The following is a 20773-nucleotide window of genomic DNA, read 5'->3' as shown; positions in this document are numbered from 1 at the left end:
GTCAGTTGGCGTATAATCAAATCAAAGGTCAAAGAAAGTCAAACGTTTGGGGGGCTGTAAAGATGGACTTAAATCAAATGACAACAAAAACACAAGAGGCGATTATGAGTGCCCAATCTTTAGCGGTATCTCATCATCATCAAGAAGTAGATACTATTCATCTCTTGTTTGCATTATTAGAAGAGCAAGATGGGTTAGCAGTGCGTATTTTTCAAAAAATGAATGTCGATATAGAAGCGTTAAAGCAAGGTGCCGAAAGTTTAATTAAGAAAAAACCTTCTGTAACGGGAAGCGGTGCAGAAGTAGGAAAATTATATATAACAGGTGCTCTGCAACAACTACTTGTAAGAGCAGGAAAAGAAGCAGAGAAATTGCAAGATGACTACATTTCAGTTGAACATGTATTGCTTGCTTTTTCAGAAGAAAAAGGCGATATAAATCAATTACTTACAAGATTTCACATTACAAAAGATAACTTATTACAGTCTTTAATGACAGTTCGGGGGAATCAAAGAGTGACTAGTCAAAATCCAGAAGCAACTTATGAAGCGTTAGAAAAATATGGTCGTGATTTAGTGGCGGAAGTGAGAGCAGGGAAAATTGATCCTGTTATCGGTCGCGATAGTGAAATTCGACGTGTAATCCGCATTCTTTCACGTAAAACGAAAAACAACCCGGTTTTAATTGGTGAACCCGGTGTTGGTAAAACAGCAATCGTTGAAGGATTAGCACAGCGTATTGTGAAGAAGGATGTACCAGAAGGATTAAAAGATAGAACAATCTTCGCATTAGATATGAGTGCACTTGTAGCTGGAGCGAAATTTCGTGGTGAGTTTGAAGAGCGTCTGCAAGCTGTATTAAATGAAATTAAAAAGAGTGAAGGCCGCATTTTATTATTCATTGATGAACTTCACACAATCGTCGGCGCTGGTAAAACAGAAGGTGCGATGGACGCAGGAAATATGTTAAAACCGATGCTTGCGCGCGGTGAACTGCATTGTATCGGGGCGACAACGTTAGATGAGTATCGTAAATATATTGAGAAAGATCCAGCGCTAGAAAGACGTTTCCAACAAGTATTAGCAGAAGAACCAACTGTTGAAGATACAATTTCCATTTTACGTGGTTTAAAAGAGCGCTTTGAAATTTATCACGGTGTAAATATTCATGACCGCGCGATTGTAGCAGCATCCGTTTTATCAGATCGATATATTTCGGATCGTTTCTTACCAGATAAAGCGATTGATCTTGTTGACGAAGCGTGCGCAACGATTCGAACAGAGATTGATTCTATGCCAACAGAATTAGATGAAGTAACGCGTCGTATTATGCAGTTAGAAATTGAAGAAGCGGCTCTTGGAAAAGAGAAGGACTTTGGTAGCCAAGAACGCCTGAAAACGTTGCAACGTGAATTATCGGATTTAAAAGAAGTTGCAAGTGGTATGAGAGCGAAATGGGAGAAAGAAAAAGAAGACATTCATAAAGTGCGTGACTTACGTGAACATTTAGAGCGCTTGCGCCGTGAGTTAGAAGAAGCAGAAGGAAATTACGATTTAAATAAAGCAGCAGAACTTCGTCACGGGAAAATTCCAGCTATCGAAAAAGAATTAAAAGAAGCAGAAGAAATGGGCGCACATAATAAACAGGAAAATCGTTTATTACGTGAGGAAGTAAGTGAAGAAGAGATTGCTGATATTGTTTCACGCTGGACTGGTATTCCTGTCGCAAAACTCGTTGAAGGTGAACGCGAGAAATTACTACGCTTAGAGAAAATTTTATCAGAGCGTGTTATCGGTCAAGAAGAAGCGGTAAGCCTTGTATCAGACGCAGTTCTTCGTGCGCGCGCTGGTATTAAAGATCCAAATCGTCCAATTGGTTCATTTATTTTCTTAGGACCTACAGGTGTTGGTAAAACTGAGCTTGCAAAAACATTAGCACAAACGTTATTTGACAGTGAAGAGCAAATGATTCGTATCGACATGTCTGAGTATATGGAGAAACACGCTGTGTCACGCTTAATTGGTGCGCCTCCTGGATATGTTGGATATGAAGAGGGCGGTCAATTAACAGAAGCGGTAAGACGTAAACCGTATTCAGTTATTTTGTTAGACGAAATCGAAAAAGCACATCCAGAAGTATTCAACATTTTATTACAAATGTTAGATGATGGACGCATTACAGATTCTCAAGGACGTACAGTAGACTTTAAAAACACGGTTATTATTATGACTTCAAATATAGGATCTGCTCATTTGTTAGATGGATTAGAAGCAGATGGCTCAATTAAAGAGGAATCAAGAGAACTTGTAATGAGGCAATTAAGAGGACATTTCCGACCAGAGTTTTTAAACCGTGTCGATGAAATTATTTTATTCAAACCTCTTACAACGAATGAAATTAAAGGTATTGTTGATAAAATTGTAAAAGAATTACAAGGTCGTTTAGCTGACCGTCATATTACGGTAGAATTAACAGACGCAGCGAGAGAGTTTGTTGTAGAAGCTGGCTTTGATCCGATGTACGGAGCTCGTCCATTAAAACGATATGTACAGCGTCAAGTTGAGACGAAATTAGCACGAGAATTAATTGCAGGAACGATTACTGATAATAGTCACGTAGTTGTTGATGTAGAAAATAACGAATTAGTCGTTCATGTAAAGTAAAATAGAAAAAGAGTTCGGATAAATCCGGACTCTTTTTTTAGTGTTGTTCTACTGGCTCGTTTGGAATTGTAGCTGAAATTGCTAGTACTAATACCGCAAGAACAACTGAGAAAATAGACGCTTGGTTAAAATCGTATGTACCGCCAGTCATAGAGCCGATTACGTAGCTCATCATATGTACAAGCGCGAACGACCAAATTAATGCCCAAATGAAACGCATATTTTACACCTCTATTCGTTCAATCTGTCCTTATTGTAACACAATTGAAAAAAGAATATAGAAAAATATTTGTAGATTTTTCAACGCAAATTTGCATTCCGTTCATACATTATAGAAGAGTACTTTTATACGTTTAGAAAATAAGGCGGGGGAAAAATGAGTATTACGGAACGTTTTTTTTATTTAGAAAAAGAACCATGTGTCATTTATTTACCGGAGAAACCAAATGGATTTTCTGTTATGCTTCTCGGTGATTACAACTACTTTATTGAGAATGGTACAAGTTTATGGACACAGCATGCAGGAAGATCTTATTTTTTACATGGCCTTATTGCGGAAGGCTATACGGTCTTTTCCTCTAATTTATATGGAAGGCATTGGGGAAACGATCAATCTATTCGTCTAGCAAAACGCTTATATGACGTTGTTTTGAGAAAAGAGACATTAAATACGAAAATGCACATTATGGCAGATGGTATGGGTGCACTTGTAGCACTTGAAATGATGAACAAATACCCTGAATGTATACGCTCTGTCATTATGTTAAATCCGTGTTTAGATTTACCAGAATATGTGGAGTTTGAAAAAGAGCATAAGTTTTTTTACAAAAGATTAGTGAAGGAATTAAGTTTGGCGTATGATTCCAAAGAAGAAGAATTAGAATCCAAAATAAATAAGAAATCATTTACGCTTCTTCCGTCTTGTGTACCTGTTAAAGTTTTCGTATCAACACAAGAAAAAAGAGGAAGAAAACAGTTGTTACGTAAATATGAGAAAATGAGGCAATTCAATCAATGCGATACTTCTGTCTTATTCCATCTGCAAGATGTGAAATATAAAATGGTTAGGCAAACGACTGATTTCTTTAAAAAATATGAAGAAGAATTGTGAAGCTCCCATATACATAAATGAGGAGCTATTTGTTTCAAGGAGAAAGGGTTGGTGGTATGGAGCGCGTGCTAATTATAGGTGCACTTACGTTTGTAGGTTATCACCTTGTGAATAAAATGATTGCAGAAGAAGTAGAAGTGTACGGTCTTGATTTTGATGAATTCGAGAATATGACAAAAATTAATGAGGAGAAGTTATTGTTAATTGGGCGAAATGCGTTATTTACGTATTATTCGATAAGAGATGAAGATGGATGGAGATCAGTAGAAGGAGAGAAGTTCGATACGGTTTACTTTTGCTTATATGAGCCAAATCAACAAAGTGGTTTTCGGAATGAAAGAGTTATATTACAGTATTTAAAGCGGATTATAAGACTGTGTGCAGAACAGAAAGTGAAGTTAAATCTAATTTCTTCTATTGAAGTAGAAAACGCAGATCAATCTGAAAATAAACGTTTATTTTCGAAAGTGGAAGAAGGATTGAAAAAAGGAGAGGCACCATATAGTGTATTTCGAGTTCCTACATTATATGGGCCATGGCAACCATCTTTTATGATGTATCATCAGCTCATTTTATCAGAACTGGATGAGAAAGAGTGCCATTATGCGAGTGAGGAAAACGGAAGTGATCTATTGTACGTGGAAGATGTATGTGAATACTTATGGGAAAATGGAATGAACGAGGAGCATCTCGGCATATACAATTTACTTAGTGGTAAAAAGTCATTATGGAAAAAAGGTATGAACCTTTTACGTGCAGCGGATAAAGTGAATAAAAAGAATGAGGAAGAACGAAATGATGCTGTCGAGGTTATTTCGATAAAAAGAAATACCCCGTTAGAATACGGTTTAAATAAACAATTGGCACATATGAAAAAATATAAAGAGTTATACGAAGGATAGCGAGCGTGTTACACTATGTATGTGAAAGTTTTAATGGAGAGGAAGAACATAATATGAATGAGAAAAGCATGCAATTTTTACAAATCGCAATGAAGCATTTACCAGAAGCAAAGGCCATTTTAGATGATAATGGAATTGCGCTTGATATGGAGAAAGCACAACCAGTATTAGAGTTATTGATGAAAGTTATGAACGAAGCATATGAGCTTGGGAAAGCAGATAAAGAATAAAACCTTCTTTTTTGGAAGGGAAGAGAGGCTCGAACCGTGGATAGAAGCGGTTCGGGCCTTTTTATATTTCAAAAGAAACAGGAAAGGTATGTTTCTGTTTCTTTTAATAAACAATAAAGTGAATAATGCTGGATTTATGTTTTAGCTGAAATATATTCTAGACAAAAATACATTTATGTTTTAAAATTAGTACCAAGTCATAATAATTGATATAAAACGGAGGGCTGCGATGTGAACGTGGGCATTTTAGGAATCGGAAGATATGTGCCAGAAAAAGTAGTCACAAATCACGATTTAGAAAAAATCGTAGATACATCTGATGAATGGATTCGTACGAGAACGGGAATTGCAGAAAGACGCATTGCCGATGATACAATAGATACTTCATATATGGCGGTAGAGGCTTCTAAAAAAGCACTTGAAGATGCCGGGATTAGCGGAGAGGATATCGATCTGATTTTAGTGGCAACGGTAACACCAGATCGCGCATTCCCAGCAGTAGCTTGTGTCATTCAAGAAGCCATTGGCGCAAAACACGCAGCTGCAATGGATTTAAGTGCAGCGTGTGCTGGTTTTATGTACGGAATGATTACAGCGCAGCAATTTATTCAAACGGGAACTTATAAAAATGTATTAGTAGTTGGTAGTGATAAACTATCTAAAATTGTAGACTGGAATGATCGAAATACAGCAGTACTATTTGGAGACGGAGCCGGTGCTATCGTAATGGGGGCTGTTTCAGAAGGAAGAGGCGTTCTATCTTTCGAATTAGGAGCAGATGGAAGCGGCGGTAAGCATCTTTATCAAGACGAGTATGTTATGATGAACGGCAGAGAAGTCTTTAAATTTGCTGTTCGCCAACTTGGTGATTCCTGTCTTCGCGTGTTAGAAAAAGCGGGACTTACGAAAGAGGATGTGGATTTTTTAGTACCACATCAAGCGAATATTCGTATTATGGAATCTGCAAGAGAGAGATTAAATTTACCACAAGAAAAAATGAGTATGACAATTGAAAAGTTTGGTAATACATCAGCTTCTTCAATTCCAATTGCAATGGTAGAGGAATTGCAAAATGGACGTATTCAAGATGGTGATTTAATTATACTTGTTGGTTTCGGCGGCGGATTAACATGGGGAGCAGTTGCTCTTCGTTGGGGTAAATAAGGACTGAGAGAAAAAAAGGAGTGTATTTTGTATGGAGAAAAAGAGGGTCGTAATTACAGGACTAGGAGCTGTTACACCGATCGGAACAGATGTTGAAACAGCGTGGGAAAACATTAAAAAGGGTGTATCTGGAATCGGACGACTTACAAGAATTGATCCGGAACTATTTCCAGCAAAAGTAGCAGCAGAAATTAACGACTTTGAAGTCGAGAAATATATTGATAAAAAAGAAGCGCGCCGTATGGATCGCTTTACACAATATGCAGTAGCAGCAGCGAAAATGGCAGTTGCAGATGCAAAGCTTGAAATTACAGAAGAAAACGGACCTCGAATTGGGGTATGGATTGGTTCTGGTATTGGCGGTATGGAAACATACGAAGAACAATTTAAGATTTTTACTGAGAAAGGTCCGCGCCGCGTGAGTCCATTCTTCGTACCAATGATGATTCCAGATATGGCAGCAGGTCAAGTATCGATCGCAACAGGAGCAAAAGGAATTAACACTTGTTCTGTAACGGCTTGTGCATCTGGTGCAAACTCAATTGGTGATGCATTTAAAGCAATTCAACGCGGTGATGCTGATGCAATGATAACAGGCGGAGCAGAAGCGCCGTTAACAAGTATGGCATTTGCCGGATTTAGTTCAGCGAAAGCATTAACATTTAATGAAGATCCAGCAACAGCTTGCCGTCCATTTGATAAAAACCGTAGCGGTTTCGTAATGGGTGAAGGTTCAGGTATTTTAATTCTTGAAGAATTAGAGCACGCATTAGCTCGTGGTGCTCACATTTATGCGGAAATCGCTGGTTATGGTGCAACTGGTGATGCATTCCATATTACAATGCCGGCTCCTGGCGGTGAAGGCGGCGTGCGTGCAATGCGTCAAGCTTTAGCGGATGCAGGTCTACAGCCAGAAGATATTGATTACATTAATGCGCACGGTACAAGTACGGATGCGAATGAAAAGTATGAAACGATGGCAATTAAAGAAACGTTCGGTGAGCATGCGTACAAAGTAGCAATTAGCTCAACGAAATCAATGACAGGTCACTTATTAGGAGCAGCTGGTGCTGTTGAAGCGATCTTCTCAATTAAATCAATTACAGACGGAGTAATCCCTCCAACAATTAACTATGAAACACCAGATCCAGAATGTGACTTAGATTACGTACCGAATAAAGCGAGACAACAAGAAGTAAATGCAGTATTAAGTAACTCACTAGGATTCGGTGGTCATAACGCAGTATTAGTATTTAAATCGTATAAATAATAGATGAAATAAGGAGTTTTTTCGTAGCATATTATGAAAAAACTCCTTATTTATTTTTACGCCTTTTTCTCCTTTTGCATATACATAAGAAAAAGGAGGGATAAAGATGGGGATTGTTGAAACTGCTGAGTGGTTACATCTATATTATGGACGGCCAGAAAAGCTGTGTGAGAAGTTTACGAAGTATATCCCGCTGCCAAAAGAAAGATTGTATCGCTTTTTAATTTCTAAAGGTATGTACCGCCCAGTTATACGAGGAGAACAAGAAGTTAAAGAGTTAGAGAAAAAGGAAGTTTGGAAAGAGTTACGTACGGAGTATGAGAAACTAAAAAATTGGTTAAAAGGTCCGGATGTCCCTGTCTTTATTTTATTATCAGATTCATATAATCGAACTGTACAAGAAGAGTATAACGGTAGGGCTGGATTATCTATGCGTCACGTTATTTTCTTATTCGTATGTGGACGGAATTCGGTGGAAGAATTAAAGGTGTTATTGGCGCATGAATATCATCACATATGCAGGTTACATCAAGTTGAGACGAAAGAAACAGAATATACATTACTTGATACGATGATTATGGAAGGGCTAGCTGAGCAAGCGGTAACGGAAAGATATTCAGAAAAAAACAATGCACCGTGGACGACGTATCTTTCAAAAGAAGAGGCTATTTATTATTGGAAAAATGTTGTACATGAAAGAATAAGTATAAAACGAGGAACAAGGGAGCACGACATCTTATTAAATGGATTTCACTCTTATCCGAAGATGCTTGGTTATGCGCTTGGATTTCATATTGTCAAAGATTGTGTAACATTGGAAGGAGAAGATACACTTTCTTTATTATCTATAGATGCAAAAGAAATATTGAATAAAGCAAATACATTTCATATATAAAAAACAGGAGCTCTATTTCCTGTTTTTTTTAGTATTAATAGAAGAAAAAATAATAATTAGAATATATTTCCTTAGGTGGAATAAAGTTAAGAAAAATTGAACATAATGATTGATACAAACAGTAGTGAAGTGAGGGGTAGTGAATGTTATATCTACATGATGTATGGGTAAATTGGTTTGAAGGTGAAGAGAATGGGTATAACGTTTGTCATTTTTACGAATGGCGGAAAGATGATACGATTGAGCTATTAGATCAAGTGCCATTATTAAAAGTAGATGCCACATTATATCATTACATCGAGGACGAATTGTTAGAGCTTCCGCAAAAAATGTTGGAAGACGTACATCATAAGGCATATATTCGTAAAAATCATGAACGTTTGCAGCAAGAGTATTGCTTTGTTGTTACAGATGGAAAAGGAATTATTGCGATCGACACAATTGGTTACAATGTACCAATTCGAAAGAGCAGACTTATACCGCGCCAAGAGCAGATGGTATATGAGATGGTAGAAAACGTACAAGCAGAAAAGTATGAGTTCCAAGTAGAAGAAATGGAAAAAGAACATCATATTTTATCACCATCACCTTTCATTATGAATGGCTTAACTCGTAAAGAAAGACAGCTGAAACAATTATTATTTATGGCGTTAGATCAATTACATACAACGAAAAACACAGCAGAAATTCGCTATTGGTTCACAGAGTGGGATCCATCAGCATACGGAATGGTTCAACATATGGAATTTGAAGATATTTGGGCTAAACTGTATGATGAAGCGAAAACAGGCTGGTCTGAGAAGCACGAACAATTATGCGAACGTCTCGTAAAAGGACAGCCATTTTTTGAAAAGTTATGGGAAATGGAAAACGAGCAAAAGGTAAATTAAAAAAACCGCCAATTGGCGGTTTTTTTAATTTGTTGTAACTTATTTCCGGCTCCTAGCCCTTCGCGTCTAAGAACCTTCCCCACGAGAAGGTAAAAAGCACCTTCTGTGGGATAGAACCTTAGCCGTCAGGGCTAAGCAGTCGCCTCCGCTTTATATAGTAATCCAGCTCCAGCGGCAAGAATGTTCGGTGGCTTCTCGCCTTCCTGCGAGGCAAAAAGCGCCTCGCAGGAAGGAGCTCCATCCCCCTCACATTCTAAGCGAGCCGCTTCCGCTTTATACCATTACCTACGTTTTCTACTTAGTCCCATTGCGTTTTCTACTTTGCGTAGTTGTTTGAATGCAACGCGGTTTGCTTTTTCTGCACCTTTGTCTAGAATTTCGTCTAGTTCTGGTGAGTTGATTAGTTCGTTATATTTGTCTTGGATTGGACGAATTGCTTCTACGACTACTTGTGCTAGGTCGCCTTTGAAGTCGCCGTATCCTTTTCCTTCGTACATTGCTTCGATTTCTTCAACTGTTTTTCCAGAGAATGAAGAGTAGATTGTTAATAAGTTAGAGATGCCAGGTTTGTTTTCTTTATCAAATTTCACGATACCTTCAGAATCAGTTACAGCACTTTTAATTTTCTTTTCAATTGTTTTTGGTTCATCAAGCATACTGATCATTGCTTTTGGGTTCGGATCAGATTTACTCATTTTTTTCGTAGGTTCTGTTAATGACATAACGCGAGCTCCTACTTTTGGAATACGAATTTCAGGAACAGTGAACACTTCACGGAAGCGTTTGTTGAAACGCTCTGCTAGGTCGCGTGTTAATTCCATATGTTGTTTTTGATCATCACCAACAGGTACGATTTCAGTGTTGTAAAGTAAAATATCAGCAGCCATTAATGGTGGATACGTTAGTAATCCAGCTGGAACTGAATCTCTACCAGAAGATTTATCTTTATATTGCGTCATACGCTCTAATTCTCCAACGTAAGCAACTGATTGCATAATCCATCCTAGTTGAGCGTGTGCTGGTACTTCTGATTGTACAAATAAAGTAGCTTTTTCAGGATCGATGCCGCATGCTACATAAAGTGCAGCAAGACTGCGAATGTTTTTACGAAGTTGTACGGGATCTTGAGGTACTGTAATCGCATGCTGGTTTACAATACAGAAATAACAGTCGTGTTCATTTTGAAGCTCTGTAAATTGCTTCATAGCTCCTAAATAGTTTCCAAGTGTAATCGTTCCACTCGGCTGAATACCAGAAAAGATAACTGACATAAGTAATTCCTCCTAAATTTGAATGCGTGATGGGGAAGAGAAGGCAAACAAAAAAGCCCATTCATCCCAAAAACTATAGGGACGAATGGACCGCGGTACCACCCTAATTATTTCACTACTGTGAAATCTCTCTAATCCATAATAACGTTTGGATATAACGCCAAAGCCTACTACTTTCGGTTCGGTTTGGTGCTCAAAAGCCCATTCCATACTGCGCAATTACTTGTTCACACCAGCCACAAGCTCTCTGAAATTGCCTCAATATGTACTCTTCTTTATCATCGCATACATATAAATTTATTTATTGTTACCTAAGCTCTTTTAATATGAAAGAACTAAAGTTTTATAACAAAATGTTTTGCTGATTATTATATCATATGGGATAGTGTTTGCAAACTACATCAAAATAGTAAAGCTAATGAGGGTCGAAAACAAACCAAGAACGATACCGGTAATGCAAATTGGATACGTCCATTTGAATGAATATGTTTTATAAATACGTTCTTTCTTATCGGCAGGTTCCTCTACTTCTTCAATTAAAGACTCAATTTTTTTGTTCGTACCAAATACTCTTTGGAAGGCGTAAATTGTTACGTTAAAAAATCCATTTTGAAATATGAATAAAAAACCGCCTATAAGAATAAAAAATAGTGCGACATAAAACGATATATTGACAAAATTCAACAAAAATTGCGATGAAACGAGGAATGCGCCAATACTAGAAGCAATTATCGCTATGAAAATTAGTATACAAGTATGAAAAAAAACCTTATTCAAAATGTTCCCCTCCGTCAAAATATTACTAGAATTATTATACTATAAAAGCTATAATATGTACTAGAATTAATTTTTTGAAAATTATACGCAATTAAAGGTCTGATTTCAAGATGATGGTAGCAATGTTAACGTATCCCTTTACAAAAAAATAAAAAAATAAACATTTTATTAAAAATTTTAACAAAAAAACAAAAAACTATATTCACAATTGTTATATTATATGTATAATGAAAATTGTAGAAACTTGGAGATTATTCTTTCAATTCTACTTTTTTACAAGTGAGGGTACAGGAAGTGCAATTAGGGGAGGCAACACAACATGAAGAAAAAGATACCGTTATTACTTGCATCGACGCTGACAGTCAGTATGTTAGGAGCTTGTAGTTATCAAAAAGAGGATAATAAAGCAGGTGCAAAAGAAAAATCCTCAAACAAGCAAGCGTTAAATCTAACTGAGACAGCTGAAATTCCAACTATGGATACGACGTTATCAACGGATGCAACATCTTCTAACATCATGAATAACACAATGGAGGGATTATATCGTCTGGGGAAAGACGATAAACTTGTTCCAGGTGTCGCTAAATCTTATGAGAAATCAGAAGATGGCAAAAAGTATGTGTTTAAGTTACGTGAAGATGCGAAATGGTCTAATGGTGAACCTGTAACAGCGAAAGACTTCGTTTATTCTTGGCGAAGAGCTGTAGATTCAAACACGGGTGCCAAGTTTGCTTACATACTATTTGATGTTAAAAATGCGGAGAAAGTTAACAAAAAAGAATTGCCAGTTGAAGAGCTTGGTGTAAAGGCAATTGATGATCATACACTTGAAGTGGAATTAGATAACCCTGTTCCTTATTTTGTAAGTTTAACAGTCTATCCAACATTGTATCCTTTGAATGAGAAGTTTGTAACAGAACAAGGAGCAAAATTTGGATTAGAATCCAATACGACACTTTATAATGGTCCATTCGTATTAAATGAATGGAAGCATGAACAAAGTTTCCAACTTAAGAAGAATCCAACGTATTGGGAAAATAAAGAAGTAAAACTTGAGGAAATAAACTTCAATATTGTTAAGGATCGTTCAACTGCTATAAATTTATATGAAACGAAAGCAATTGATCGTGTAGTCTTAACATCAGAGTTTGTAGACAAATACAAATCAGATGCTGACTTTAAAACGATTAAGAGACCATCTACACAATTTATTCGCTTAAATGAAAAGAATAAATTTTTAGCAAATAAAAATATCCGAAAAGCAATTGCAATGTCCTTTGAGCGTGAAAATATCGGGAAAGTTATCTTAAACGATGGTTCAGAGGGTATATATGGTTTTGTTCCGAAAGGCTTAGCAAAAGGTCCGAATGGAAAAGACTTCCGTGAAGAGAACGGAAAGCTTATAAAAGAGGATATGAAAGAAGCTCAAAAATATTGGGAAGCTGGTAAAAAAGAACTTGGTGTAGACAAAGTAGAGTTAGAGCTATTAAACTTTGATACTGATGATGCTAAAAAAATCGGAGAGTATTTAAAAGGTCAATTTGAAAAGAACTTACCAGGTTTAACAGTTTCCACAAAAATGCAGCCATTTGCACAAAAATTAAAACTTGAAGCAAGTGGAGATTATGCAATGTCATATGCGGGATGGAGTCCAGATTATATGGATCCAATGTCATTCCTTGAAATGTATACGACAGGTAATGCGCAAAACAAAGTAAATTATGCAAACCCAGCGTATGATGATTTAATTAAAAAAGCGAAAACAGAAGTTGATGTACAAGCACGTTGGGATGCATTATTACAAGCGGAAAAACAACTGCTTGAAGATGCAGCGATTGCTCCAGTATATCAACCAGGAAAAGCTTATTTACAACGTGGCTCAATTACTGGCCTATTAGAACATAAATATGGCGGAGAATTTAGCTATAAGTGGGTTGAACTCAAAAACTAAAAATGGTTTCCATCATGAATAAGGGTATATGCCTATGATGGGCATATGCTCTTATTTTAAAAAAATAAAAGTAAGAATATTTTAAACTATCTTATTGCTTTTGAGAAAAACGGGGAGGTGCTTGACTATGGGACGTTATGTATTAAAACGTTTCGTGTACATGGCTTTGACATTATTTTTAATTACTACACTGACTTTCTTTTTGATGAAATTACTTCCGGGTTCTCCGCTTAAAAACCAGGAGAAACTATCACCGGCACAAAAAGAAATCATTCTTGAAAAATATGGTTTAAATGATCCAGTACCAGTTCAATATGCACGTTACTTAGGTAACTTAGCAAAAGGTGATTTAGGGGTATCATTCCAATATGATAACCGTCCAGTAACAGATATGATTGTGGATCGCATTGGACCATCAGCACAACTTGGTTTACAAGCGATTATATTAGGAACATTTATCGGTTTAATTTTAGGAATCGTTGCGGCACTTCGTAACAATACGTGGGTCGATTATGGGGCGACAATTATTTCCGTACTCGGGATGTCGGTACCATCTTTCGTATTCGCCGCATTACTACAATATTTCGTAGGGGTAAAACTTGGGTGGTTCCCAGTAGCATTCTGGAAAGGACCAGAGTTTACCGTAATGCCTACAATCGCTTTATCGATGGCAGTTATCGCAACAATCGCACGTTTCGCTCGTGCAGAGTTAATTGAAGTTATGCAAGCTGACTACATTTTAACAGCGAAAGCGAAAGGAATTAGCCAAGGCGTTATCATTATCAAACACGCACTTCGTAACGCGTTAATTCCAGTTGTAACAATTTTAGGACCAATGGTTGCAGGATTAATTACAGGGACATTAGTTATTGAGCAAATATATGCTGTACCAGGACTAGGGGAACAGTTCGTTAAATCTATTACAGTGAATGATTATACAGTTATTATGGGAACTACAATTTTCTATAGTGCGATTTTCATCTTAGTTATTTTCATTGTTGATATTTTATACGGAATTATTGATCCTCGTATTCGTTTAGCGGGAGGGAAAAAATGATGAAAGATGTACAAAAATTATCTCCAGATTTATTTCAACAAGCCAATCAAAATAATGTTGATAATGAAGTCATTGCCCGTCCAAGCTTAACGTTTTGGCAAGATGTAAGAAGACGTTTGTTCCAACATAAAGGAGCGATGTTTGGTTTCGTTTTATTAGCGCTTATTATATTACTAGCAATTTTAGGACCGATGGTAAGTAAGCACTCGTATAAAGAGCAAGATTTAGGTCGTGCGAAATTACCACCGAAAATTCCTGTTATTGAAAATGTTCATTGGCTACCATTTGACGGTACAGATCAATATGGTGTTGATCAATATGAAAAACGTGATATTAAAGAGTATTTCTGGTTCGGTACAGATGATCTTGGACGCGATTTATGGACAAGAACATGGGAAGGTACGCGCGTATCATTATATATCGCTCTTTTAGCAGCAGCAATTGACTTAGTAATTGGGGTTGCATATGGAGGTATTTCAGCGTTCTATGGCGGTAGAGTAGATAATATTATGCAACGTATTATGGAGATTATTAACGGTATTCCATACTTAATCATCGTTATTTTAATGGTAATCATTATGGGATCTGGTATATGGTCAATTACACTCGCAATGGCGATTACAGGTTGGATAGGGATGTCGCGTATCGTTCGTGGACAAATCCTGAAATTAAAAAATCAAGAATACGTATTAGCATCTCGTACATTAGGTGCAACAAATACACAGTTAATTGTAAAACACTTAATCCCGAACGTAATGGGACCAATTATCGTAATGACAATGTTTACAATTCCAACAGCAGTGTTTGGTGAGGCGTTCTTAAGCTTTATCGGTTTAGGTATTCAGCCACCATTCGCATCACTTGGTTCTCTTGTAAACGATGGTTATAAATCAATTCAAACGTATCCACATATGATGTTCATCCCAGCGGTTGTCATCAGTATGTTAATCTTAGCATTCAACTTAATGGCAGACGGATTACGCGACGCGTTAGATCCAAAAATGCGTAAGTAAAAGAGGGGAGAAGTAAAAATGAAAACATTGCTAGAGGTAAAAGATTTGCAAGTCTCCTTTGATACACATGCAGGTGAAGTACAAGCTGTACGCGGTGTTACTTTTGATTTGAAAAAAGGAGAAACATTAGCGATTGTAGGAGAATCTGGTTCTGGTAAATCAGTTACTTCTAAAGCGTTAATGGGATTAATTCCGAATCCTCCAGGACGTATTAAAAACGGTGAAATCGTATTTGAAGGTCGTGACTTAACGAAACTAACAGAAAAAGAAATGCAACAAGTGCGCGGTAAAGATATCGCGATGATTTTTCAAGATCCAATGACATCATTAAACCCAACGATGACAATTGGAAATCAAATTATGGAAGGCCTTATTAAACACCAAGGGATGAGTAAAGCAGATGCACGTAAAGTTGCGTTAGAATTAATCGACCTTGTAGGTATTCCAAATCCAGAAGCGCGCTTAAAACAATATCCTCACCAATTCTCAGGTGGTATGAGACAGCGTGTAGTTATTGCGATGGCGTTAGCTTGCAACCCAAAATTATTAATTGCCGATGAGCCGACAACAGCGCTAGACGTTACAATTCAGGCGCAAATTTTAGAGCTTATGAAAGACATTCAGCAAAAAACAGAAGCGGCAATCATTTTCATTACGCATGACTTAGGTGTAGTGGCAAACGTTGCGGACCGCGTAGCAGTTATGTACGCTGGTAAAGTTGTTGAAATTGGAACGGTTGATGAAATTTTCTACAATCCAAAACATCCGTACACTTGGGGTTTAATCGCGTCTATGCCAAGTTTAGATGGTTCAGAAGAAGAGTTATATGCAATCCCTGGAACGCCTCCAGATTTATTAAAGCCGCCAAAGGGAGATGCTTTTGCACCACGTAACCCACAGGCACTGAAAATTGATTTTGAAATGGACCCACCTTTATTTAAAGTAAGTGATACACACTATGCGGCAACTTGGTTACTTCACGAGCAAGCTCCAGAAGTAAAACCGCCGGCAGTTGTTGAAAAACGCATTCTTCAAATGAAAGCAGGTGAACAACATGACTAAACAACGTGAGAAATTAATTGAAGTAAAAAATGTAAAGCAGCACTTCGACGTGAGTGGTGGTGTTGTCAAAGCGGTTAATGATATTTCATTTGATATTTACCGCGGAGAAACATTTGGTCTTGTAGGAGAATCAGGTTGTGGTAAATCAACAACTGGAAGAACGATTATTCGTTTATATGATGCAACTGCTGGTGAAGTATTGTTCGATGGTGAAAATGTACATGGTAAAAAATCACGCGCACAACTGAAGAAGTTCAACCGTAAAATGCAAATGATTTTCCAAGATCCATATGCATCATTAAACCCTCGTATGACAGTAGGGGATATTATTGCAGAAGGTATTGATATTCACGGACTAGCAAAAGGCAAAAAAGAGCGTATGGACCGTGTTCATGAATTATTAAACACAGTTGGTTTAAATAAAGAGCACGCAAACCGTTTCCCTCATGAATTCTCAGGTGGACAACGTCAACGTATCGGTATTGCTCGTGCACTTGCTGTAGAACCTGAATTTATCATTGCTGATGAGCCAATCTCAGCACTTGACGTATCAATCCAGGCGCAAGTTGTAAACTTACTGAAAAAGTTACAAAAAGAAAAAGGTTTAACATACTTATTCATTGCCCATGATTTATCAATGGTAAAATACATTAGTGACCGCATCGGCGTAATGTACCGTGGTCAAATCGTTGAGCTAACAACAAGTGAAGAGTTATATGCGAATCCAATTCATCCATATACGAAATCACTATTATCAGCAATTCCGCTTCCAGATCCAGATTATGAGCGCAATCGTAAACGTATCGTATACGATCCATCTCAGCATGATTATGCTAGTGAAGCACCAACAATGCGTGAAATTCGCCCAGGACATTTCGTATTATGTTCTGAAGCAGAGTATAAGAAATATAAAGAGATTTATCAATAAGAAAAAGAGCCATTCTTCCGCTACAGAAGGATGGCTCTTTTTCTATTCTATAAACAGTTGTATTGTTAACATTTGTCGGTAAGTGAATATAAATGTTATTTTCCGATGAATGCATTTTAATTAAACGAGTATTACTGTGCCTGAACAGAAACACTCTCCTCTTGTTCTTCAGGTTTAACGAGTGCATAACGTTCCCACGCTCTACTTTTCCAGCGGAAGAACATAATGATGGCACGTGTCCATTCATCAATAGCAATCGCTAGCCAAATACCAACGAGCCCCATATCTAAATGGAAGGCGAAAAAGTAGCCGAGTGGTAAACTCATTAACACCATAGAGAATGCACCGATTAAAACGGGGTACTTTGCATCACCAGCTGCGCGAAGTGAATTTATAATGACGATATTCATTGTACGTCCCGTTTCAAGTAGTACACTTAGTAAAAGAACTGATGCACCTAACGTAATAATGTGCGGATTATCTGTAAATAGTCCCATTAATTGTGTACGGAATGTAATAACGAGAGCGACCATACATAAAGTGACTCCAATTGCCCACTTTACACTTTTCCATACGCGTTCATACGCTTCGTCTTTTTCACCACCGCCAACGAGGCGTCCGATAATAATGGCTGTTCCCATACCGATCGCAATCGCGAATAAATAAGTGAACATAGAAATGTTCGTAGCGTATTGTCTAGCCGCTAATGATTCCGTTCCTAAGTATGTTGCATAGTATAAGAAGACAATTTGGCAAGCTTGATACATAACCTGCTCAAATGCAGAGGGAATCCCGATCTTTAAAATTTTCCCGATGTATTCTTTAGATAAGGTGAAGTAATATTGTAATTTCACACGGTATTCCATAACGCGGTACAGTAACCAGAAGAAAACGATAAGTGCGATTAATCTGCTGACAGCAGAAGAAATGGCAGCCCCTTGTACACCGAGCTCTGGGAAACCAAATTTCCCAAAAATGAGTACGTAGTTTCCAGCGATATGAATAATATTCATTCCAAGTGAAATAAACATCGCTTGCTTTGTGAAGCCATGTACGCGGATAATTGCGGCTAATGAATTAATAATAGCTTGAAGGAAAATAGCGCCTCCGACGATGGATAAATAGCCTTGCGCATACATGAGTACATCGCCTTGTAAGTTCATTGCCATCATCATATGTTTTGAAAATAAAAGAAAACCAGCGCTTATAATGAGTCCGACCACTAAATTTAATGTGACGGCTAAAGCTGATATTTTTGATGCTTCCATAAAACGTTTGGAACCGAGGTATTGAGATACGACGATAGCTGCGCCGTTCCCGATGACTTCAAGTACCAAAATAGCGATATGGAGGTATTGATTCGCTGCACCAACCCCAGATACAGCATCGTCTGATAATGCACTTAACATGAAAGTATCAGCGATCCCCATTAACATAAATAGAAAAACTTCTAGAAAAATAGGCCATGTTAATAAGAATAAACTTAATTTCTCTGTCGGCCCGTTTTTTGCCTGAATTGCTGTCATGTCCGTCCCCTCTTTACCGATATCTATTTTTAGCAAAGTGTATCGTAACATACTTTCTTATCCTTTGCACTCATTTTAACCTACATATCTTTATTATGAAGGGAGCGCCATTTTATGATAAATAGAGAAGGATAATTATGCACAAAGTATTATGAGATATAAAATTTATTTTTCTCTGATAATTTAGAGAAATATAAAAACAGTTATTATTAACACTTTAGTAAGGATAATCGGCAATATGAAACGTTTACAAAGGTTTATTTTTTTACAGAAAATTTTAATAAAATAGAAATATAAATATACAAAAAATATATTTGTATGTATAATATGAATTGTTAGAACATATATATATTTCTATTTGTTTGAAAATGAAAGGGCTAACATTTTTTGTGGAGGGTGGAAGTATGAAAAAAAAGATGCCAGTTTTTGTAGTATCAACAGTAGCGATGAGCATGATGTTAGGGGCATGTAGCTACCAAAAAGATGAGCCGCAAGCGAACGCAAAAGGGGATAGCGGGAAAAGCGGTGCGAAGCAAGTTATTAACTTAATTGAAACACAAGAAATTCCAACGATGGATCCAGCGTTATCAGCTGATGCAGTTTCTTCAAGAGTAATGACTAATACGATGGAAGGCTTATACAGTTTAGGAAAAGATGATAAGCTAGTTCCTGGTGTAGCGAAGGAATTCCAAAAGTCAGAAGACGGTAAAAAATATACATTTAAATTACGTGAAGACGCAAAATGGTCAAATGGTGAACCTGTGACGGCGAAGGATTTCGTATACGCATGGCAAAGAGCGATTAACCCAGATACAGCTGCGAAATCAGCGTACATTATGTATGATATAAAAAATGCAGAGAAAATTAATAAAAAAGAGATGAGTCCAGATCAATTAGGCGTAAAAGCGATTGATGATCATACATTAGAAGTGGAATTAGACAATTCAATTCCATACCTTGTAGATTTAATGGTATATCCAATCTTCTATCCTGTGAATGAAAAGTTTGTGAAAGAGCAAGGTACGAAGTTTGGTTTGGAAGCGAATACAACACTTTATAACGGACCATTTACATTAAGTGATTGGCAACATGAACGTAGCTTTAAAATGACAAAGAGCGCGTCATATTGGGACAATAAAGAAGTGAAGATTGAGGAAGTAAACTTTAATATTGTAAAAGATACGTCTACGCCAATTAATTTATATGAAACAAACGCAGTCGATCGAGCGACGTTATTAGCAGAGTTCATCGATAAATATAAAGGAAAACCAGATTTCCAAACAGTAGAAGATACATCTGTATTCTTCCTTCGTTTAAATCAAAAAGACCCAGCTTTAGCAAATAAAAATATTCGTAAAGCAATTTCACTTGCTTTTGAACGTAAGCCGTTCGTTGATACATTATTAAATAACGGTTCTAAGCCAGCAACAGGATTAATTCCTGATAACTTCATTAAAGGGCCAGATAAGAAAGACTTCCGTGCTGTAAATGGAGATATTGTAAAACCAAACGTGAAAGAAGCGAAGAAGTATTGGGAAGCTGGTAAAAAAGAACTTGGTAAAAATGAAATCGAATTAGAGCTATTAAATGAAGACGTTGAATTATCGAAGAAAACAGGTGAATATTTAAAAGGTGAATTAGAAAAGAATTTACCAGGTTTAACAGTGAAAATTAAACAACAACCATTTGCGCAAAAACTAAAACTAGAAGATGCGGGCGATTATGTTATGTCATTTTCTGGATGGAGTGCAGACTTCCCAGATCCAGTTACATACCTTGATATGTTCGTAACGGACGGATCACAAAATAAAATGAAATACTCTAATCCGAAATATGATGAAATTATCATGAAAGCGAAGAAAGATGGAAGTGATGTAAATGCTCGTTGGAAAAACTTACTGGAAGCAGAGAAAATGTTACTTGATGATGCTGCGATTGTTCCAGTATATCAACGTGGTAGAGCATACTTACAAAGAGAATCAATTAAAAATATGTACAACCATAAATATGGCGGCGATTTAAGCTTTAAATGGGCGTCAGTAGAGAAATAAGAAAAAAGCAGG

General features: G+C 37.1%; 18 protein-coding genes and 1 other annotated feature. Of the genes, 14 read left to right on the top strand and 4 right to left on the bottom strand.

Features of this window, described 5'->3' with window-relative positions; all coding sequences use genetic code 11:
• Positions 1-62 precede the first annotated feature (62 nt).
• Positions 63-2663, top strand: coding sequence for an ATP-dependent chaperone ClpB (gene clpB, locus FS802_RS07990; protein ID WP_098720261.1), 2601 nt, complete (start codon positions 63-65; stop codon positions 2661-2663).
• Between the two features lie 37 nt (positions 2664-2700).
• On the opposite strand, the gene FS802_RS07985 is transcribed toward clpB, so the two are convergent.
• The gene (locus tag FS802_RS07985; RefSeq protein ID WP_001211113.1) at positions 2701-2883 is read right to left on the bottom strand and encodes a YjzD family protein; all 183 of its coding nucleotides are present in this window, start codon (positions 2881-2883) and stop codon (positions 2701-2703) included.
• A 156-nt stretch (positions 2884-3039) separates the two neighbouring features.
• Between FS802_RS07985 and FS802_RS07980 the strand changes: the two genes are divergently transcribed.
• The 7 genes from FS802_RS07980 (at position 3040) to FS802_RS07950 (ending at position 9125) form a co-directional block, all read left to right on the top strand.
• On the top strand, positions 3040-3774 hold the full coding sequence (locus FS802_RS07980) for a lipase family protein (RefSeq protein WP_000028696.1): 735 nt from the start codon (positions 3040-3042) through the stop codon (positions 3772-3774).
• Positions 3775-3803: 29 nt separating this feature from the next.
• On the top strand, positions 3804-4676 hold the full coding sequence (locus tag FS802_RS07975) for an NAD-dependent epimerase/dehydratase family protein (RefSeq protein ID WP_141546005.1): 873 nt from the start codon (positions 3804-3806) through the stop codon (positions 4674-4676).
• 53 nt (positions 4677-4729) lie between these two features.
• Positions 4730-4906 carry a ComZ family protein gene (locus FS802_RS07970; RefSeq protein WP_001986215.1) on the top strand — a complete coding sequence of 59 codons (177 nt, stop codon included), beginning with the start codon at positions 4730-4732 and terminating at the stop codon, positions 4904-4906.
• Between the two features lie 231 nt (positions 4907-5137).
• Positions 5138-6070 (top strand): beta-ketoacyl-ACP synthase III, encoded by a 933-nt coding sequence (gene fabH, locus FS802_RS07965; RefSeq protein WP_001100551.1) that lies wholly within the window; start codon positions 5138-5140, stop codon positions 6068-6070.
• 31 nt (positions 6071-6101) lie between these two features.
• Complete coding sequence (fabF, locus tag FS802_RS07960; RefSeq protein ID WP_000412643.1) at positions 6102-7340, top strand: beta-ketoacyl-ACP synthase II; 1239 nt, start codon at positions 6102-6104, stop codon at positions 7338-7340.
• A 106-nt stretch (positions 7341-7446) separates the two neighbouring features.
• Positions 7447-8235, top strand: coding sequence for a DUF2268 domain-containing putative Zn-dependent protease (locus FS802_RS07955; protein WP_098720260.1), 789 nt, complete (start codon positions 7447-7449; stop codon positions 8233-8235).
• A 143-nt stretch (positions 8236-8378) separates the two neighbouring features.
• A complete protein-coding gene (locus FS802_RS07950) occupies positions 8379-9125 on the top strand; it encodes a YjbA family protein (RefSeq protein ID WP_000966120.1) in 747 nt (248 codons plus the stop codon).
• A 281-nt stretch (positions 9126-9406) separates the two neighbouring features.
• Here the strand turns inward: FS802_RS07950 and trpS are convergent, their stop codons facing one another.
• Both trpS and FS802_RS07940 read right to left on the bottom strand, forming a co-directional pair.
• The gene (gene trpS, locus FS802_RS07945; protein WP_000110999.1) at positions 9407-10396 is read right to left on the bottom strand and encodes a tryptophan--tRNA ligase; all 990 of its coding nucleotides are present in this window, start codon (positions 10394-10396) and stop codon (positions 9407-9409) included.
• A gap of 74 nt (positions 10397-10470) precedes the next feature.
• Positions 10471-10687, bottom strand: a binding site (T-box leader).
• Positions 10688-10792: 105 nt separating this feature from the next.
• Positions 10793-11173: a DUF3899 domain-containing protein gene (locus FS802_RS07940; protein ID WP_087979785.1), complete on the bottom strand. Its 381-nt coding sequence runs from the start codon at positions 11171-11173 to the stop codon at positions 10793-10795.
• Positions 11174-11492: 319 nt separating this feature from the next.
• On the opposite strand from FS802_RS07940, the gene FS802_RS07930 reads away from it, so the two are divergent.
• The 5 genes from FS802_RS07930 to FS802_RS07910 all read left to right on the top strand — a co-directional run bounded on the left by FS802_RS07930 (position 11493) and on the right by FS802_RS07910 (position 17184).
• Positions 11493-13124 (top strand): peptide ABC transporter substrate-binding protein, encoded by a 1632-nt coding sequence (locus FS802_RS07930; protein ID WP_098654958.1) that lies wholly within the window; start codon positions 11493-11495, stop codon positions 13122-13124.
• Between the two features lie 127 nt (positions 13125-13251).
• Complete coding sequence (gene opp3b / locus FS802_RS07925; protein WP_000534165.1) at positions 13252-14181, top strand: oligopeptide ABC transporter permease; 930 nt, start codon at positions 13252-13254, stop codon at positions 14179-14181.
• Positions 14178-15194, top strand: a complete 1017-nt coding sequence (opp3C, locus tag FS802_RS07920; RefSeq protein WP_098654959.1) for an oligopeptide ABC transporter permease — start codon at positions 14178-14180, stop codon at positions 15192-15194. The genes opp3b and opp3C overlap by 4 nt, the downstream gene beginning before the upstream one ends.
• Before the next feature lie 18 nt (positions 15195-15212).
• Positions 15213-16256 carry an ABC transporter ATP-binding protein gene (locus FS802_RS07915; RefSeq protein WP_000854346.1) on the top strand — a complete coding sequence of 348 codons (1044 nt, stop codon included), beginning with the start codon at positions 15213-15215 and terminating at the stop codon, positions 16254-16256.
• Positions 16249-17184, top strand: a complete 936-nt coding sequence (locus tag FS802_RS07910) for an ABC transporter ATP-binding protein (protein ID WP_000166353.1) — start codon at positions 16249-16251, stop codon at positions 17182-17184. Before FS802_RS07915 ends, FS802_RS07910 begins: the two co-directional genes overlap by 8 nt.
• Positions 17185-17315: 131 nt before the next feature.
• Here the strand turns inward: FS802_RS07910 and FS802_RS07905 are convergent, their stop codons facing one another.
• Positions 17316-18761, bottom strand: a complete 1446-nt coding sequence (locus FS802_RS07905) for an MATE family efflux transporter (protein WP_141546006.1) — start codon at positions 18759-18761, stop codon at positions 17316-17318.
• A 353-nt stretch (positions 18762-19114) separates the two neighbouring features.
• On the opposite strand from FS802_RS07905, the gene FS802_RS07900 reads away from it, so the two are divergent.
• Positions 19115-20761 carry a peptide ABC transporter substrate-binding protein gene (locus tag FS802_RS07900; RefSeq protein ID WP_088048326.1) on the top strand — a complete coding sequence of 549 codons (1647 nt, stop codon included), beginning with the start codon at positions 19115-19117 and terminating at the stop codon, positions 20759-20761.
• The last annotated feature ends 12 nt before the right edge of the window (positions 20762-20773 follow it).

This window comes from Bacillus sp. DE0042 (genome assembly GCF_007680225.1).
Classification (GTDB): Bacteria; Bacillota; Bacilli; order Bacillales; family Bacillaceae_G; genus Bacillus_A; species Bacillus_A wiedmannii.
Note: the sequence above shows the minus strand (reverse complement) of the source record. Positions and strands in the feature narration are given on the sequence as shown.

What these genes read in the sequence shown, in the direction of transcription:
- clpB (WP_098720261.1), top strand. Translation starts at nt 63, where the DNA reads ATGGACTTAAATCAAATGACAACAAAAACACAAGAGGCGATTATGAGT.
- FS802_RS07985 (WP_001211113.1), bottom strand. Translation starts at nt 2,883, where the DNA reads ATGCGTTTCATTTGGGCATTAATTTGGTCGTTCGCGCTTGTACATATG.
- FS802_RS07980 (WP_000028696.1), top strand. Translation starts at nt 3,040, where the DNA reads ATGAGTATTACGGAACGTTTTTTTTATTTAGAAAAAGAACCATGTGTC.
- FS802_RS07970 (WP_001986215.1), top strand. Translation starts at nt 4,730, where the DNA reads ATGAATGAGAAAAGCATGCAATTTTTACAAATCGCAATGAAGCATTTA.
- fabF (WP_000412643.1), top strand. Translation starts at nt 6,102, where the DNA reads ATGGAGAAAAAGAGGGTCGTAATTACAGGACTAGGAGCTGTTACACCG.
- FS802_RS07955 (WP_098720260.1), top strand. Translation starts at nt 7,447, where the DNA reads ATGGGGATTGTTGAAACTGCTGAGTGGTTACATCTATATTATGGACGG.
- FS802_RS07950 (WP_000966120.1), top strand. Translation starts at nt 8,379, where the DNA reads ATGTTATATCTACATGATGTATGGGTAAATTGGTTTGAAGGTGAAGAG.
- trpS (WP_000110999.1), bottom strand. Translation starts at nt 10,396, where the DNA reads ATGTCAGTTATCTTTTCTGGTATTCAGCCGAGTGGAACGATTACACTT.
- FS802_RS07930 (WP_098654958.1), top strand. Translation starts at nt 11,493, where the DNA reads ATGAAGAAAAAGATACCGTTATTACTTGCATCGACGCTGACAGTCAGT.
- opp3b (WP_000534165.1), top strand. Translation starts at nt 13,252, where the DNA reads ATGGGACGTTATGTATTAAAACGTTTCGTGTACATGGCTTTGACATTA.
- opp3C (WP_098654959.1), top strand. Translation starts at nt 14,178, where the DNA reads ATGATGAAAGATGTACAAAAATTATCTCCAGATTTATTTCAACAAGCC.
- FS802_RS07915 (WP_000854346.1), top strand. Translation starts at nt 15,213, where the DNA reads ATGAAAACATTGCTAGAGGTAAAAGATTTGCAAGTCTCCTTTGATACA.
- FS802_RS07910 (WP_000166353.1), top strand. Translation starts at nt 16,249, where the DNA reads ATGACTAAACAACGTGAGAAATTAATTGAAGTAAAAAATGTAAAGCAG.
- FS802_RS07905 (WP_141546006.1), bottom strand. Translation starts at nt 18,761, where the DNA reads ATGTTACGATACACTTTGCTAAAAATAGATATCGGTAAAGAGGGGACG.
- FS802_RS07900 (WP_088048326.1), top strand. Translation starts at nt 19,115, where the DNA reads ATGAAAAAAAAGATGCCAGTTTTTGTAGTATCAACAGTAGCGATGAGC.